Source organism: Aeromicrobium sp. Leaf245 (genome assembly GCF_942548115.1).
Taxonomy (GTDB): domain Bacteria; phylum Actinomycetota; class Actinomycetes; order Propionibacteriales; family Nocardioidaceae; genus Aeromicrobium.
Window position 1 is genome coordinate 3,417,588 of record NZ_OW824151.1, and the last position, 15,857, is coordinate 3,433,444.

Annotated in this window: 12 protein-coding genes; 6 read left to right on the top strand and 6 right to left on the bottom strand. The window is 72.2% G+C overall.

The annotated features are described in order from the left end of the window. Positions 1-107 precede the first annotated feature (107 nt). From NBW76_RS16630 to NBW76_RS16640, 3 genes are all read left to right on the top strand, one after another. A complete protein-coding gene (locus NBW76_RS16630) occupies positions 108-2,117 on the top strand; it encodes a hypothetical protein (RefSeq protein WP_250246804.1) in 2,010 nt (669 codons plus the stop codon). A gap of 297 nt (positions 2,118-2,414) precedes the next feature. Next, entirely contained in the window at positions 2,415-3,866 is a 1,452-nt protein-coding gene (locus tag NBW76_RS16635; protein ID WP_250246805.1) for an endonuclease/exonuclease/phosphatase family protein, read from the top strand. Between the two features lie 31 nt (positions 3,867-3,897). Then, on the top strand, positions 3,898-5,019 hold the full coding sequence (locus tag NBW76_RS16640; RefSeq protein ID WP_056552869.1) for a mannose-1-phosphate guanylyltransferase: 1,122 nt from the start codon (positions 3,898-3,900) through the stop codon (positions 5,017-5,019). A gap of 598 nt (positions 5,020-5,617) precedes the next feature. On the opposite strand, the gene manA is transcribed toward NBW76_RS16640, so the two are convergent. Beyond that, positions 5,618-6,802: a mannose-6-phosphate isomerase, class I gene (manA, locus tag NBW76_RS16645; RefSeq protein ID WP_055970045.1), complete on the bottom strand. Its 1,185-nt coding sequence runs from the start codon at positions 6,800-6,802 to the stop codon at positions 5,618-5,620. Between the two features lie 29 nt (positions 6,803-6,831). Beyond that, positions 6,832-8,745, bottom strand: coding sequence for a DEAD/DEAH box helicase (locus tag NBW76_RS16650; protein WP_082481428.1), 1,914 nt, complete (start codon positions 8,743-8,745; stop codon positions 6,832-6,834). A gap of 159 nt (positions 8,746-8,904) precedes the next feature. On the opposite strand from NBW76_RS16650, the gene NBW76_RS16655 reads away from it, so the two are divergent. Beyond that, the gene (locus NBW76_RS16655) at positions 8,905-10,260 is read left to right on the top strand and encodes a CpsD/CapB family tyrosine-protein kinase (protein ID WP_055970049.1); all 1,356 of its coding nucleotides are present in this window, start codon (positions 8,905-8,907) and stop codon (positions 10,258-10,260) included. Positions 10,261-10,274: 14 nt separating this feature from the next. Here NBW76_RS16655 and NBW76_RS16660 read toward each other — a convergent pair whose 3' ends face one another. The 3 genes from NBW76_RS16660 to NBW76_RS16670 are packed head-to-tail and all read right to left on the bottom strand — an operon-like array spanning position 10,275 to position 12,352. Beyond that, on the bottom strand, positions 10,275-10,901 hold the full coding sequence (locus NBW76_RS16660) for a hypothetical protein (RefSeq protein WP_371876621.1): 627 nt from the start codon (positions 10,899-10,901) through the stop codon (positions 10,275-10,277). Next, positions 10,828-11,847 carry a folate-binding protein YgfZ gene (locus NBW76_RS16665; protein ID WP_200914343.1) on the bottom strand — a complete coding sequence of 340 codons (1,020 nt, stop codon included), beginning with the start codon at positions 11,845-11,847 and terminating at the stop codon, positions 10,828-10,830. Before NBW76_RS16665 ends, NBW76_RS16660 begins: the two co-directional genes overlap by 74 nt. After that, positions 11,840-12,352: an FABP family protein gene (locus NBW76_RS16670; RefSeq protein ID WP_056553017.1), complete on the bottom strand. Its 513-nt coding sequence runs from the start codon at positions 12,350-12,352 to the stop codon at positions 11,840-11,842. The genes NBW76_RS16665 and NBW76_RS16670 overlap by 8 nt, the downstream gene beginning before the upstream one ends. A 36-nt stretch (positions 12,353-12,388) precedes the next feature. On the opposite strand from NBW76_RS16670, the gene dtd reads away from it, so the two are divergent. Both dtd and NBW76_RS16680 read left to right on the top strand, forming a co-directional pair. Further along, a complete protein-coding gene (gene dtd / locus NBW76_RS16675; RefSeq protein WP_056552875.1) occupies positions 12,389-12,829 on the top strand; it encodes a D-aminoacyl-tRNA deacylase in 441 nt (146 codons plus the stop codon). 117 nt (positions 12,830-12,946) lie between these two features. Beyond that, complete coding sequence (locus NBW76_RS16680) at positions 12,947-14,062, top strand: LCP family protein (protein WP_055970059.1); 1,116 nt, start codon at positions 12,947-12,949, stop codon at positions 14,060-14,062. A gap of 9 nt (positions 14,063-14,071) precedes the next feature. Here NBW76_RS16680 and NBW76_RS16685 read toward each other — a convergent pair whose 3' ends face one another. Next, positions 14,072-15,853: a DUF4012 domain-containing protein gene (locus tag NBW76_RS16685; protein WP_056552878.1), complete on the bottom strand. Its 1,782-nt coding sequence runs from the start codon at positions 15,851-15,853 to the stop codon at positions 14,072-14,074. Positions 15,854-15,857: the final 4 nt, after the last annotated feature.

Genomic DNA, 15,857 nt, shown 5'->3' on the forward strand with positions numbered 1-15,857 from the left:
CAGTCCCATTGGCCACTTTCTTCCCACCCGTGTCGTTCTTCCACTACAGTGCCCTGATCTGGTACGGCGCACTCGGGCGTCGGCTTCCCTCACCAGAAGAGGACTGCATGCCTTCCCTGCGTCACGCCTTCGGAGCACCTGCTCTCGTCGTCGCCACCGTCATCGCCCTGCTCACCGGTGCCATGACGACCCCGGCAGCGGCGGCCGTCCCGGCCCCCCGTCCCACCGTGAGCACCACGCAGGACGCTGCCACGGTCAGCTGGCCGGCCGTGAAGGGTGCCGACCGCTACGCCGTCTGCCTCGTCCGCAACGTCGGCGACAGCTCGTGCACCGAGGGCTTCTTCACCACGAAGACCTCGCACACCTTCACGAAGCTCACCCCCGTCGCCGGGACCGACTACCTCGTGCACGTGCGCGCCTACGACGGCAGCGCTTCCGCCGCCAGCCCCCGCGTCGCGATCGACCTGCGTCCGGCCGCGCCGAAGGTGTCGGTCTCCACCGGGACCGACACCGCCGCCGTCTCGTGGACGGCGATCCCCGACGCGGACCGCTACGCCGTCTGCCTCGTCCGCAGCCTCGCCCAGACGTCGTGCACCGAGGGCTTCTTCACCACGAAGACCTCGCACACCTTCACGAAGCTCACCCCCGTCGACGGGACCGACTACCACGTGCACGTGCGCGCCTACGTCGGCAAGGCGTCCGCAGCCTCGCCGCGCACCCCGATCGAGCTGACCCTCAAGCCGGAGGCGCCCACCGGCCTCAAGCACACGGTCAAGAGCTCCTCGGCCACCATCACGTGGAAGGCGGCCAAGAACGCCACCTCCTACGACGTGTGCGTCATGACCTTCGTCAAGGCCACGGCGTGCGAGCAGGTGACGCCTCGCACCACCGGGACCACCGCGACGCTCACCGGGCTGTCCCCCAACCTCGGGACCGACTACGTCTACATGGTCCGCGCCTACCGCGGCGACGCCCGCGCCGACAGCGCCCGCGCCCGCTTCGACCTGCCCGTCGGCGACGTCGCCTGGATCACCTTCGAGTCCTCCACCCCCACCAGCCTCACGCTGATCTGGAAGGCCGCCACCAACGCCGAGACCTACGTCGTGGACGTGTCGACGAAGAAGGACTTCAGCTCGGGCGTCCGCACGCAGCAGGTCGCCGGCACCCGGACCACGTTCACGGGCCTGGCCCCCGGCGTCCGCTACTACGCGCGGACCCGTGGCGACAACGCACCGGTCAAGGGCGCCGTCCGGGGCGTCACCACCCGGATCCTGCCGACCTCCGACGTCGACGTCCGCGTGGTCACCTACAACCTCTGCGGCCAGGACAAGTGCCGCTCCTCGAGCGGGATCGGCAGCTGGAAGAGCCGCAAGTCGCGTGCGGCGGCCGCCGTGCTCGGCACCGGCGCCTCGGTCATCTCGACGCAGGAGTCCGGCGACAAGGACACCAACTTCGGGTCGGTGCTCCCCGGGTTCCGCCGCGCGGCCTACATCTCGGCCAAGTCGCTGTTCTACAAGACGTCGGTCTACAACCTCAACCGCTCGGGCACGCTGACCCTCGACGCGGACCGCAGGCGCTACGCCGTGTGGGCCGAGCTCGTCGAGAAGAGCTCCGGCACCCCGTTCATCGTCGTCGACCCCCACCTCGAGCCGTACAAGGGCAAGACGAACGACGACCGCCGGTACGCCCAGACGCGCAGGATGCTGTCGCTGGTCGGGGCGCTCAACACCCGCGACCTGCCCGTCGTCTACGCCGGCGACGTGAACTCCAACAAGAACAACGCGAAGTACGCCGGCGGCTACGACGGCGTGCGCAAGGCGTTCCTCGCCGCCGACCACGTCGACTCCTTCGACCGGGCCCGCGCCGCCGACAACGGCGACCGGGCCGACGGCCACGCCTACAACGTCCTGTTCAACTCCTCCAACCAGGGCCAGGTCGTGCCGATCAAGAACGGCGACCACGTCGACGCGATCTACACGACCCCGGACGTCACGTCGCGCACCTGGAAGGTGGTCGTGGACCTCGCGTCGGCGAACCGGTACCGCACGCCGTTCGCGAGCGACCACAACCCGCTGACGGCCTACCTCGGCATCCCCGGGCAGACCCAGAAGCCCTGAGGTCGGCCGCCGGGCAGCGGCGCAGAGGGTGGCCCGGCGAGCGTTCCTGAGCACGAACCTGCGGACCGGCCCACCCCAGGCGGCCGAGCCGGTTAGAATTCGCGCAGTCCGTCAGTCCGCCGCCATCCTCGTGCTGGAGCCTCTCCGTTGGTCACCCGTCGCCGCATCCCTGCAGGCCGTCGTGTCGCGACGCGTCCTGCGGGCCCGCCCTCGCGCGGCGGCGCCCGGCGACGTCCCGGTGCGCGCGGCGGACGCAGCGGACGGCGTCGGCCCCGCCTCGGTCGCGTCGGGCTGCTCGTGGCCCTGGTCGCGGGCCTCGCGGTGCTGGCCGGTGGGTTGTGGTCGTCGCGCACGCTGCTCGACGACACCGCACCGCCGACCCGCCTCGCGGCGGAGACCCTGTCGCCCACGAGCGTCGAGCTCACGTGGGCGTCCACCGACGAGGTCGACGAGTACGTCGTCCACGTCGGCAGCGACCGCGCCCTGACGAAGGACGCCCTCAAGGTCACCTCCACCAAGAAGCAGGTGCTGGTCGAGGACCTGCAGCCCACCACGCCCGGCGGCGACCGCTTCTTCCGCGTCGACGCGGTCAAGGACGGCGAGATCGTGCGGTCGCGCACCGGTCGCTTCGTGCTGCCCCCCGGCGAGATGACGAAGGTGGCGGTCGACAAGACCGGCACCACGGGCGCCCGGCTGGAGTGGAAGCCGGTCGTCAACGCCCGGCAGTACGACGTGGAGGTCGCCACCGACAAGGACTTCGGTGAGCTGGTCCAGTCCGTGCGCACCGTGGGCAGCGAGCCCGAGCTGGTCACGGACGCCCTCGAGCCGGGTCGCCCGTACTGGTTCCGCGCGCGGCCGGTCAACGGCGACGTGGTCGGCGAGTTCGGGGCTGCGGTCGCCACCGAGACGCTCCCCGAGGACGTGCGGTTCAACGTCGGCACCTGGAACGTGTGCTCGGAGAAGTGCAAGGGCTACGCCGGACGGGCCCGGCAGATGGCGGCCTTCCTCAACGCCGAGAAGCTCGACCTGTTCGTCCTGCAGGAAGCGGGCGGCAAGCGGGTCGGCGGCACCACCAACGCGATCTTCACCGGCGGCGAGCGTGGCTTCCAGCGTGCGACGGGCGGCGCGAAGGCGCGCTACATCTTCTACCGACCGGCCCTGTTCACCCAGGAGAGCGGCGGCTTCTTCCCCGTCGGCCACGGTCGACACGCCACGTGGGCCCGGTTCACGGTCAAGGAGACCGGCCGCCAGTTCTTCGTCGTCGACGTGCACCTGGAGAACGGTCACGGCAACGACGGCAAGCGGCGCAGCGAGATGAACACGCTGGTCTCGCGCATGCGGTCCATCAACGACGGCGGCCTGCCGATCGTCTACGCCGGAGACTTCAACTCCGGTCGCCACCGCGGCGCCGACTCCCCCGGCTCCATCATGCGAGGCATCGGACAGCGCGACACCGTCGACGTCGCGAAGAAGGTCGAGAACCGCGAGTTCAACACGGGCCACACGTTCTCCACGCGTCCTCTGCGCTCCGGCGCCCACGTCGACCACATCTTCGCCTCCGAGGAGTTCCAGGTGCTCGCCTGGAAGCAGCTCGTGCGGATGTCGGGCAGCAGCTACGCGTCACCGGTGCTGACGGACCACAACGCCCTGCGTGCCACGTTGTCGCTCGAGGGCAAGAAGGTCGACGTCGGCGAGCCGACGCCGGTCGTCGACGTCCCACCGGTCGACGACGTCCCGTCGCCGGGCTGAGTCCACCGCCACGGCAGGAGACCCGAACCGCATGAGCCCCGATCCTCTGGGACCGGCCGACCTGGCCGACCTGCACGTCATCATCCCCGCCGGGGGCGCCGGCACCCGGCTGTGGCCCCTCTCGCGCGCCGGCCGGCCCAAGTTCCTGCTCGACCTCACGGGCTCCGGCCGCACGCTGCTGCAGCAGACGTGGGACCGCGTGACGCAGCTCGTGCCGCCGGAGCGCGTGCACGTGGTCACCGGGCCCCGTCACGCCGACGCGGTCCGCGAGCAGCTGCCCGCGCTGACGAGCATCTTCGTGGAGCCGTCCCCGCGTGACTCGATGCCGGCCATCGGCCTGGCCACGGCCGTCGTCCACCAGGACCACCCCGACGCCGTGGTCGCGTCCTTCGCCGCCGACCACGTGGTCTCCGGGGCCGACCGCTTCGCCGACGCCGTCGTCCAGGCGGTGCGCACCGCTCGCGACGGTCACGTCACCACCATCGGCATCGCCCCGCGGTCACCGTCCACGGCGTTCGGCTACGTGGAGTCCGGAGCGCCCCTGAGCGTCGAGGGCGCCCCGACCGCACGGACCGTCGTGCGCTTCGTCGAGAAGCCGGACGAGGAGACGGCCAAGGCCTACCTGCGCGCCGGGACCTTCAGCTGGAACGCGGGCATGTTCGTCACCCGCGCCGACGTGCTCCTGGACCACCTGGCTCGCCTCCAGCCCACCCTGCACGACGGTCTGCGGCGCATCGCCGCGGCGTGGGCCGGCCCCGACCGTCAGACCGTGCTCGAGGAGGTCTGGCCGACCCTCACCAAGATCGCGATCGACCACGCAGTCGCCGAGCCGGTCTCCCTCACCGGCGGCATCGCGACCGTCCCCGGACGGTTCGGCTGGGACGACATCGGCGACTTCGCCGCGCTCCACGACCTCGGGCACGACCAGGCGCCCTCGAGCGACGGCACCTCGCGCGACGACCACACCGTCTGGATCGACTCCGACGGGCTGGTGCGCGCCCGGCCGGGCGTCACGGTCGCGGTCGTCGGCATCCCCGGCGCCGTGGTGGTGCAGACCGACGACGCACTGCTCGTGACCACGCTCGAGCACGCCCAGCGCGTCAAGGAGGTCCCGGCCGCGCTGCCGGCAGCCGGACGCGACGACCTGGTCTGACTTCCTCTGCATCCGTGTGGCGGCGGGTGAGTGGTCGGCCGCGACTGCGGCGGCTGGCCTTCGTCCTGCGGGTGCGTCGCTGTGGGTGGGCTTTCGCGCGCTGCCGCGTCGCTGTGGCTGCGAGTTGGGTCGGCCTCCGAAAGGGCCTCGACCGGAGCGGTGGGTCTCGCCTCGGGTGGGTCTGCGGGGCGCGGCCACGATTCTCCATCTGCGCGGGATCCACGCACGATTCTTCCTTCGCGTGGACCGTGCCACGCAAAGGAAGAATCTCTGCCCATCCGCCGCGCACCGGCGCCCCGGCGGACGCAGGATTCTGCCTTCGTGCGCAGAACCCCGAACGATGCTGCGTTCCGCACCGGATCCCGTAGCGAACGCAGCATCCTTCGCCCCCTCACGCACGAACGCAGAATCCTGCGTCACCCCCAGCCACGCTCCGAAAGCCCACCCGAGCCCCAACCCATCCGCCGGTCGAGGCCCTTTCGGAGCGCAGGTCCACTCGCACCCACAGCAACGCAGCCGCAAGGCACGACCCAGCCGGAGCAACGCAGCAGCAGGACGACGACGACCCACCCACAGCAACGCAGCAGCGAGCGAAGACTCAGACGAGGTCGGTCAGCTCGGCGGGCGGGAGGTCGGGAGCCGGCGTGTAGGCCTGCGCCACCTCGCCCGTGCCCACCGCGTGCAGCACGCCGTCGGACTCGTCGGCGAAGAGGGCCTCGCCGCGGGCGAGCTTCTCCCGCTCCCCGATCTCGTTGACGACCTCCACGTCGCCCCCGAGGCAGACCACGATCCGCCGACCGTCGTCGGGCAGGCGTGCACCGTCGGGCTCGGCCGACGAGCACTGCGTGATCGACAGCGCGAACTCACGCAGGCCGGGGCTGTAGACGTCGGTGGAGAAGCCGAACTGGTCGGCCTCGACGCGCGCCAGGCGCGACATGCCGCGGTCGAGGCACCGCACCAGGCCCTGCGGGTCGAGGTGCTTGCCGGTGAGTCCGCCGCGCAGCACGTTGTCGGAGGACACCATGACCTCCACGCACAGCCCGCTGAGGTGGGCGTGGATAATGCCCGCACCGAGGTAGGCCGCCTCGCCGGGCTGGAGGGTGAGCCGGTTGAGCAGCAGCGACATCACGACACCGACGTCGCCCGGGTGGTGCTCGCCGACCAGGACCGCCGTGGCGTAGGCACGCTTGATGTCGATGCCGCGCTGCTCCGCGTCGCGGCACGCCGTCACGACCTCGGCGACCTCCTCGGGCGACGGCGGATCGGTCAGCAGGTCCTCCACGACGCGCACGATGCCGAGGAACCCGGGCTGACGACGCAGGCTCTCGACGAGGTCCTGGACCCGCGGGACGTCGATGGCGGCCAGGACGCGCAGGATCTCGGCCGTGGGCCGGAAGCCGACGAGCGTGTCGAACGCCGTCAGCGCGTAGACCATCTCCGGCTTGGGGTGGGGGTCCTTGTAGACGCGGTGGGGCGCGTCGAGCGGGACGCCGGCCGCCTCCTCGGCCCGGTAGCCCTCCTGGGCCATCACGGCGTTGGGGTGGACCTGGATGGAGAGCGGCCGGTCCGCGGCGAGGATCTTCAGCATGAAGGGCAGCTCGCCGGCGACCTCGCGCAACGAGACCGGACCCTTCGCGCCCTGCACGCGCGAGGGGTTGAGCGGATGGGTGCCCATCCAGATCTCGGCCACCGGGCCCCCGGCCGGCGGCCGACCGAGGAAACGAGGGATCGCCTCCGGCGAGCCCCAGTCGTAGTCGCGATCAGGGTTCTCGAGTCGTCGCATCTCGTCCTCTCGGAAGGCCGTGGCCGTCGTCAGCCCTTGGGGTGGCGAGGCTTGCGGTACTTGTCCTTCGCGCCCTTGCCGGGCGGTCCGCCCTTCGAGCGGTAGCCGCCCGCACGGTCGTCGCGCCCGCCGCCGTGGCTGCGGCCCTGCGGGCCGCCGTCGCGCTTCAGGTCGATCCGCCGGCCGGAGATCCGGGTGTCCGAGAGCGCCTCGAAGACCGCGTCCGGCAGGTCCTGCGGGAGCTCGACGACGGCGTGGTCGACGCCGATCGTGATCTTCCCGAAGTCGGCGCGCCGCAGCCCTCCCTCGTTGGCCAGGGCGCCCACGATCATCGAGGGCGAGACCTTGTGGCGCTTGCCCACCGCGATCCGGTACGGCGTCCACCCGTCCTTCGAGGGACGCGGTCCGCGGTCGCTCGTGTCGCGTGCCGGACGCTCGGGGCGCTCGCGCCGCGCCGCCTTGGGCGGGTCGGGGCGCAGGAAGAACTCCTTGTCGTCGGTGCTCATGACGGCCAGGGCGGCGGCGACGTCGAGCATCTCGACGTCGTGCTCGCGCACGTAGTCCTCGACCAGGCCGCGGAACGCGTGGAACTGGGGCGAGCCCATGCTGTCGGTGATGGCCTGGGCGAACTTGGCCGTCCGGCGGGCGTTCACCTCGTCGACGCTCGGCACGCCCGTCTCCTCGACGGCGCGACCCGAGACCTTCTCGATGGCCGACAGCAGACGGCGCTCACGGGGGGTGACGAAGAGGATCGCCTCGCCGCTGCGTCCGGCGCGCCCGGTGCGGCCGACCCGGTGCACGTAGGCCTCGGGGTCGTGCGGGATGTCGTAGTTGACCACGTGGGTGATGCGGTCGACGTCGAGCCCGCGGGCCGCGACGTCGGTGGCCACCAGGATGTCGAGCGCACCCGACTTGAGGGCGTTGACCGTGCGCTCGCGCTGGGCCTGGGCGAGGTCGCCGTTGATGGCGGCAGCCGAGAAGCCGCGCGTCCGCAGGCGCTCGGCGAGCTCCTCGGTGGCCGACTTGGTGCGGACGAAGATGATCATCCCGTCGCCGCTCTCGACCTCCAGCAGGCGCGTGAGCGCGTCGAGCTTCGCGTGGTGCGAGACCGGGATCCAGCGCTGGCGCACCGTGCTTGTGGAGGAGCGCGCCTGCGGCGTCGCGATGTCGGCCGGGTCGTGGAGGTAGCGCTTGGCCAGGCGTCGGATCGCCGGCGGCATCGTGGCCGAGAACAGTGCCACCTGCTTGTACTCGGGGGTGTCGGCGAGGATCCGCTCCACGTCCTCGGCGAACCCCATCGCCAGCATCTCGTCGGCCTCGTCGAGGACGAGGTGGTCGAGACCGGTGAGGTCGAGGCTGCCGCGGTCGAGGTGGTCCATCACGCGGCCGGGCGTGCCGACGACGACGTGGGCGCCGCGCTCGAGGCCCGCCAGCTGGGCGCCGTAGCCCTGGCCGCCGTACACGGGCAGCACCCGGATCCGACGCCCCTTGGGCGTGTACGACGTCATGGCCTCGCACACCTGGAGCGCGAGCTCACGGGTGGGAGCCAGCACCAGCGCCTGGGTGGAAGCACGGTCGGGGTCGATCTTCTGCAGGATCGGCAGGGCGAACGCGGCCGTCTTGCCGGTACCGGTCTGGGCGAGACCGACGACGTCACGACCGGCCAGGAGGGCCGGCACGGCCGCCTCCTGGATCGGGGTGGGGGTCTCGTAGCCGAGGCGCTCGAGGACCTGCACGAGCTCGTCGTCGAGACCGAGGTCGGAGAACGGCCGAGTCGGCGCGACCGGCTGGTCGGGGGCCGACTCGACCACGGTGTCCGCAGGGCTGGTCTCGACAGGGCTCGCCTCGACAGGGCCGGCCTCGACGGGACCGGTGCCGCCGGGAGCAGGCTCGCCGGGGACGGTGTCGTCGGGGGTCGCGGGCGCGGGTACGTCGTCGTTCATGGGACTCCTGGTGCTGACTGCGAGACGGGGGAACCCCGTCGTGACGCAGGGTGCAAGCGATAGTGTTCCGTACCGGTGCCCCCGAGACCAATCCCGGCGACCCGAGAAGGACCCTCAGCAGGCCCGCCCATCCCCCAGCCAGCAAGGAGACGGTGCGCGATGCCGACGCCGACCACCCGCCGTTCCCTCGGCTCGCGGTGGATCCTGGTCGTGGTCCTCGGCGTGCTCGGTGCCGTGGCGGGGCAGCTGCTCGTGTCCGGCATCACACCGCGCTACGAGGCCTCGGCCGAGGTCCTCGTCGAGCCGCCCGTCGGCACCGAGGAGGTGCCCGCCCGCACGCTCTCGGCCCGGACGCTCGAGTCGTACGGCCGGATCCTGGGCGGACCCGCGCTCGTGGGCCGCGCCGGCGAGGCGCTCGGCACCACGCCGATCCCCCGCGACGACGTCACCTCCGGCGTGGTCGGCGACAGCACGATCCTGAAGGTCACCGTGCGCGACGACAGCCTGGCCGACGCACGCGAGGCCGCCGGACAGGTCGCCGAGGAGTTCACCACCTGGCTCGCCACGAAGCAGGAGGACCTCGACGCCGCACAGCGCGAGACCACGCTCGTGATCGACCCGGGCTCGGGCTCCGCCTCGCCCGTGGAGCCGACGCGGTGGCCCTACCTGCTCGGCGGGCTGCTCGCGGGCCTGCTGATCGGCCTCGCCGTGGCTCGGTGGCGCCAGTCGACCGACCGGGGCATCGCCACCACCGACGACCTCGAGGCGGCCACCGGCTCACCCGTGCTGGGCGCGATCGCGCACGACCGGGCCGCGCACGACTCCCCCCTGCTCACCTCGCTGTCCCCTCAGCACCCTCGCGCCGAGGCGGTGCGCATCCTGCGCACCAACCTGCAGTTCGTCGACGTCGACCACGACCGCACCGTCGTGGCCGTCACCAGTGCCGTCGAGGCCGAGGGCAAGACGACCACCGCCTGCAACCTCGCCATCGCCCTCGCGCAGTCGGGCCTGCGGGTCGCGCTGGTCGAGGGCGACCTGCGCCGGCCCCAGCTCGCGGAGTCGTTCGGCCTGGAGAGCACCGTCGGCCTGACGACGGTGCTGGTGGGCCGTGTCGACCTCGACGAGGCCTTGCAGGAGACCGAGGTCCCCGGGCTCGACGTCCTCGCGAGCGGCGCCCGTCCGCCGAACCCGGCCGAGATCGTGCAGACCGGTGCCATGGAGCGCCTCGTCGCCGACCTGCGCCAGCGCTACGACGTCGTGCTGATCGACGCACCGCCCCTCCTGCCGGTCGCCGACGCCGCGATCCTGTCGCTGCTCGCCGACGGCGCGCTGCTCGTGGTGCGCCACGGACGCACCGGGCACGACCAGGTGCGAGCCGCGGTCGACCGGCTCGACACGGTCGGCGCGAAGCTGTTCGGCAGCGTGCTCTCCATGACGCCCCGCCGGGCCGCCGGCCGCTACGGCTACGGGTACGAGTACGCCCAGGGGAAGTCCTCGCGCCGACGTCGGCGCTGACTATGTCGCCGGCGTCAGGCCGGCTGCAGCAGCGACAGCGTGCGCGCGATCGACGCCGTCGCGTCGTCGATCAGGTCGGCCGTGCTGCGGTGCACCGCCGGTGAGCGCCGGAAGGGGTCCGGCACGTCGGCGCGCGCCGGTCCCGTGCTGCGGCGGCGGGCCGCGTCGGCGACGAGCTCGGGCAGCTGCGTCGCCTCGTGCCCCTCGACGAGCGCCGCGAACTCGAGCAGCGTGAAGGTCTTGCGCAGGGCACCGGGGTCGAGCTCCAGCACGGCGGACCGGTGCTCCTTGGTGGCGGTCAGCACGAGGTCGGCGCCCCGGACGTGGCGCACCTCCAGCGGCTGCGAACGGAAGTCGGAGCCGTCGATCTCGAGCCGGGCGAGCTCGAGGCGCACCATGCTGTCGACGGGCGCGTCGCGCCAGCCCATCACCCCGGCGCTGGCGACCTCGAAGGTGGACGGGTCGAGTCGTTCCTTCAGGAGCAGCTCCATGAGGGGCGAACGACACACGTTGGCCGTGCACACCGCGAGGATGCTCCACCGACTGCGCTCGGGACGGGCGCCCACCTCAGGGGCCCGACCGCGGTCGGACGTGCAGCCCCACCTCGGGGTCGACCACGGGCTCCTGTCCTGCGGCCACACCGTCGACGACCAGCGCGGCGTCGACCGGGACCGAGCGCTTGACGAGGGCCAGACCGATGGGACCGAGCTCGTGGTGCAGGGCGCGCGACCCGAGCACGCCGACCGCCTTGCCCGGCTCGTCGGAGCGCTCCACGGCGCTGCCGGGTGCGGGCAGCCGGTCGGGCGAGCCGTCGAGGTGCAGCAGGACCAGCCGACGCGGCGGCCGGCCCAGGTTGTGCACGCGGGCGACGGTCTCCTGGCCCCGGTAGCAACCCTTGTCGAGGTGGACGGCCCGCTCGAGCAGCCCGACCTCGTTGGGGATCGTGCGGTCGTCGGTGTCGACGCCAAAGCGTGGCGTCCCGGATGCGATGCGCAGGGCCTCCCAGGCCCACGTGCCTGCCGGGCGGCCGTACCGCTGGGGCCACGAGGCCACCGTGTCGCGCGGCTCGATGGCCCATCGCGCGCCCCCGCCGTCCTGCTCGGCGGCGTGCAGCCCCACGACGGCGTGGGTGGCGGTGACGTCGGCGACCTCGACCCGCGTCATGAACCGCATGCGGTCCAGGAACGTGACGAGCGCCGCGCCGGCGCCGGGCTCGGTGTGCGCCCAGAAGGTGGTGCCGTCGTCGACGCCCTCGAACGCGTGCTCGATGCGGCCCTGAGGGGTGAGCACGAGCCCCTCGGTGGCCAGCCCGGGCTCGAGCCGCTCGAGGTGCTGGGTCGTGAGCGAGTGCAGCCAGGTGAGCCGGTCGGGGCCGGTGACCGTCAGCACGTCCCGGTGCGAGAGGTCGACGAAGCCGTCGCCCTTCTCGAGACGACGTTGCTCGACGGTGAGCTCGCCGTAGTGGGCCGCGACGCCGTGGTCGGGGCGGTCGGCCTCGACGGCACCCTCGAGGTCGAGCAGGGGGCTGCGGCGCCGCGCCGGGGCGAGGTCGTCCGCGGCGGCGGGGTCGGGCTGCGGCTCAGACACGGGCGAGCTTCCCCCACAGGTGCGACTGCATGGTCTGGCCCTCGGCGGCCTTGTCGATCGCGTACATGAGCGAGCCGTCGACCAGGCCGTACATGCGCTGGCCGGCGGTGTACTCCGCCGCCGACTGGGTGCGGGCGACGATGTCGGTCGCGAGCGTGATGCGGGGTCCCTCGGCGACGCCGTACCAGACCTCGGCGTACCCGGTGGGGTGGGCGAGGACCAGCTCGACGTTGATGCCCTTGCCGCCCTCCACGAGACCGGCAGGCCTCAGGAAGCCGGTCTCGAGGTCGCCGGGGCCGATGCGCTCGCCGGACTCGTCGGTGACCCACGACCGGCTGAAGTAGTGCAGGAAGGGCCGGGTGTCGTGGGCGAGCACGACGTCCTGCTCGAAGGAGTAGGGCTCGATCGTCGGGTAGTCGCCACGCCCGTTGCCGTGCCAGGTTCCGAGCAACCAGGCCAGGGGCGCGACGTCGGGGTGGAGGTCGGCGGGGATCTCGAAGGCCATGGGGTCCATCGTATCGACGCGCGCTAACCTGCCGACGTGCGTGCGGTCGTCCAGCGGGTGAGCGAGGCCTCGGTCGTCGTCGACGGCGAGGTCGTCGGCTCCGTGGGCGGCACCGACGCGGACGCCGACCATCTCCTCGTGCTGCTCGGCGTCACCCACGACGACACCGTGCAGAAGGCCGACGCGCTCGCGCGGAAGGTGCACGGCCTGCGCATCCTGCACGACGAGGTCTCGGTCGCCGACACCGGCGGCGCGGTCCTCGTCGTCAGCCAGTTCACGCTCTACGGCGACGCGCGCAAGGGGCGGCGTCCCACGTGGACGGCCGCCGCACCGGGCGCCGTGGCCGAGCCGCTGTACGACGAGTTCTGTGCCGCCCTGCGGGCCCTGGGCACGACGGTCCCCACCGGCCGCTTCGGTGCCGACATGCAGGTCCGCTCGGTCAACGACGGGCCGTTCACCGTCCTGCTCGAGCTGTAGCGCCTTCGCATTCTGACCGTCCTTTCAGGTGAAGGACGTAGGATTCTCGAATCGGCGTCGGCGAACGTGCCCCGGCGCCGTCGTCCTGACCCCACCAGAACATCGAACGGGAGTGCCATGTCGCGTCGCGAGAAGCGAGCGCGCCGCGAAGTCAAGGGCAAGCGTCGCGCCGGCGGCGTCCCCTTCCACCGCCGGCACCGCAAGCTGGTCGTGGGTGTCGTCGGCGCCCTCGTCCTCGTCCTCGGCACGGGCACCGCGTACGCCTACTACCTCAACGCCCAGCTGGGCAACGTCGGTCGGGTCGAGAACAAGCTGAAGGAAGCCGACCGCCCCGATCCCGACAAGGGCAAGGCGCTCAACATCCTGCTGCTGGGCTCCGACAAGGGCAAGAAGGTCGAGGGCGCCGAGGACACGACGCTGGCCGAGGACGCCGCCTCCGGGTCGTGGCCGGCCGGCAAGTACCGCAGCGACACGTTGATGATCGCGCACATCACGTCGGACCGGAAGAAGGTCTACCTCGTCTCGATCCCGCGTGACACCTACACCGACATCTACGACGAGACCGGCACCAAGCAGTCGACGCAGAAGATCAACGACGCCTTCGCGGAGTTCGGCCCGAACGGTGCGATCTCGACCGTCGAGAACCTCACCGACCTGCGCATGCGGCACCTCGCGATCATCGACTGGGACGGCTTCAAGAGCCTCTCCAAGGCCGTCGGCGGCGTGCCCGTCTACATCCCCCGGCCGTTCTACGACCCCAAGCAGAAGGTCCAGTGGGAGGCCGGCGAGCAGACCCTCGAGGGCAAGAAGGCCCTCGCCTACGTGCGCACGCGCTACGGCCTGCTCCGCGGCGACTTCGACCGCATCGCCCGCCAGCAGAACTTCCTGCGGTCGCTCATGAAGAAGATGCTCGCGCGCGACACCATGAGCAACCCCATCAAGCTGACCCGCACCCTCACCGCGGTCACCAAGAACCTCACCGTCGACGCCGGCTGGGACCCGGGCGACATGCGTGCGCTCGCGCTCTCGCTGCGCGGCACCGGGTCCGACGACGTCACGTTCCTCACGGCTCCGGTGGCCACCACCGAGACCATCCCGGTCGTCGGCAGCATCGTCAGGCTCGACGAGGCCAAGAACGCCGAGCTGTTCACCGCGCTGCGCGAGGACCGCATGGACGAGTACCTGGAGAAGTACCCCGACGACCAGCTCGCCGACGAGGACCAGATCGGCTGACGCGCCGGCTCAGCCGCAGGCCGAGCGGACCCGGACGTCGTTCGCGCCGGCCTCGATGCCGGGCGTGGTCGTGAGCACCGCGTCGCTCGTCTGCCCCTCGCCCGTGCGCACCTGGACCTCCAGGTCGACCGACTCCCCGGGTCGCAGGGTCACGGGGACGACCGTCACCCGACGGTCGCCGATCCGCCCGCCCGACGGTGTCCGCTCGACGTCGGCCAGCCGCACGCGCTCGAACACGCCGCCGGCCGGTGCCACGACCCGCACGGAGAGCCGCTGGTCCCCCGGACGCAGTCCCGGGAGCTCGAGCCCCGTGATGGAGATCGGGAGCGCGGTGTCGGGGACCGTGGAGGTGAGCGTGGTGCGCAGCGTGAGCACCTGCGCCCGGTCGTCGACGCACCGCACGGAGCGCAGCGTGGACGACGCGTCGAGGTAGTACTGCAGCTTCGCGCCCTTGCTGTCGTCGACGTACACGCCCACGTGGGCCCGGTCCCGCGTCTGCGGGAGCGCACCCGCGACGCCCGTGGAACGGATGCGGCGCTGCTCGGACTCGTCGGCCGACCACACGAGGACCCGGTTGTCGACGCTGGCCTGCACGAGGGCCTCGAGCACGGGCTGGGTGGCGCCCTGCCCGTCCACGAACGCGTCGAAGATGCGGCGGGCGGCGTCCTCGAACACGGCGTCCTGCCCGAGCAGGTCGGTGGCGTAGCGGCGGTAGACGCCGTTGAGCAGCTCGTCGACGGCGTTCTCGGCCGTGAGCCGCGTGCCGTCCTCGAGCGTCACCGGCCCGAGCCCCTGCAGGAGGTAGCCCAGCGTCACCGGGTCGACGGACACGACGCCGTCGAAGCGCGTGTCGAGCTCCTCGCCCACGAGGGAGCTCGCGAAGGCCGCGGCCTCGGGGAAGTCGGGCACGGCGGTCGTGTTGCGCAGGTCCGTCGCGGCGGTCACCGGCACGGCACCGAGCTGGTCCTCCGGCACCGTCAGACGCGGCCTGTCGTTCGGTGGCACGTCGATGGCCGAGCCCTGCGTGCGCATGCGCACCTTGCCGCGATCGGCCTCGATGACGGCGAACGATCCCGGGATGCCGCCGAGCGAGCGGATCTCGGCGTTGTTCTGGATGAGCAGGAGGTAGCGGCGGCGCTCGCTCCCGCCCAGCATCTCCGGCAGCAGCGCGGCCGCGGTGTCCGCGACGCGTGCGGCCGACGCGGCGCTGGTCAGGGAGCCCTGCAGGCGGCGGACCGGCGCCTGGAGCCGGCCCGCGACCTTCTGCGGCTCGATCTCGCCCACGCCGCGTGCAGCGCGCTCGAGGGCCTCGCGCGGGCCGGCCAGGCGCGGTGCCACGGCCTCGAGGTTCGCGATGTCGACCCGTCCGTCGCGCGGCGAGAACGCGTCGAGCCCCACCTGGGCGGTGACGTCGACGATAGTGGGCACGGCCTGGGTGGCGACCCGGTCGACCTCGCGCGCGACCACGCGCACGGCGTCGACGTCGTCACCGACGATCGGGACGTGGGAGAACACCGCCCACAACGGACCATCCGTCGAGGCGTGCGCGCGGCCCGCGACGTCGGTCAGGACCGCCGACGTCTGCCGCGCACCGTCCGCGTCGCCCTGCGCCACCTGGGCCAGGAGCAGCTGGGACTGGTCGCTCGCCCGCGACAGCAGGATCGCTGCGCGCACCCCCTGCCAGGCCAGGACCACGACGCAGACCGTGAGCACCGCTCCCGTCACGGCCAGACCCAGCCGGACCCACCCTGCCCGGTCGTACCGCTCGGGCAGGAAGCGTGGCGACGCCACGACG

Excerpts from the sequence above, each read along its gene's own strand:
- NBW76_RS16630 (WP_250246804.1), top strand. The coding sequence starts at position 108 with ATGCCTTCCCTGCGTCACGCCTTCGGAGCACCTGCTCTCGTCGTCGCC.
- NBW76_RS16640 (WP_056552869.1), top strand. The coding sequence starts at position 3,898 with ATGAGCCCCGATCCTCTGGGACCGGCCGACCTGGCCGACCTGCACGTC.
- manA (WP_055970045.1), bottom strand. The coding sequence starts at position 6,802 with ATGCGACGACTCGAGAACCCTGATCGCGACTACGACTGGGGCTCGCCG.
- NBW76_RS16650 (WP_082481428.1), bottom strand. The coding sequence starts at position 8,745 with ATGAACGACGACGTACCCGCGCCCGCGACCCCCGACGACACCGTCCCC.
- NBW76_RS16655 (WP_055970049.1), top strand. The coding sequence starts at position 8,905 with ATGCCGACGCCGACCACCCGCCGTTCCCTCGGCTCGCGGTGGATCCTG.
- NBW76_RS16670 (WP_056553017.1), bottom strand. The coding sequence starts at position 12,352 with ATGGCCTTCGAGATCCCCGCCGACCTCCACCCCGACGTCGCGCCCCTG.
- NBW76_RS16680 (WP_055970059.1), top strand. The coding sequence starts at position 12,947 with ATGTCGCGTCGCGAGAAGCGAGCGCGCCGCGAAGTCAAGGGCAAGCGT.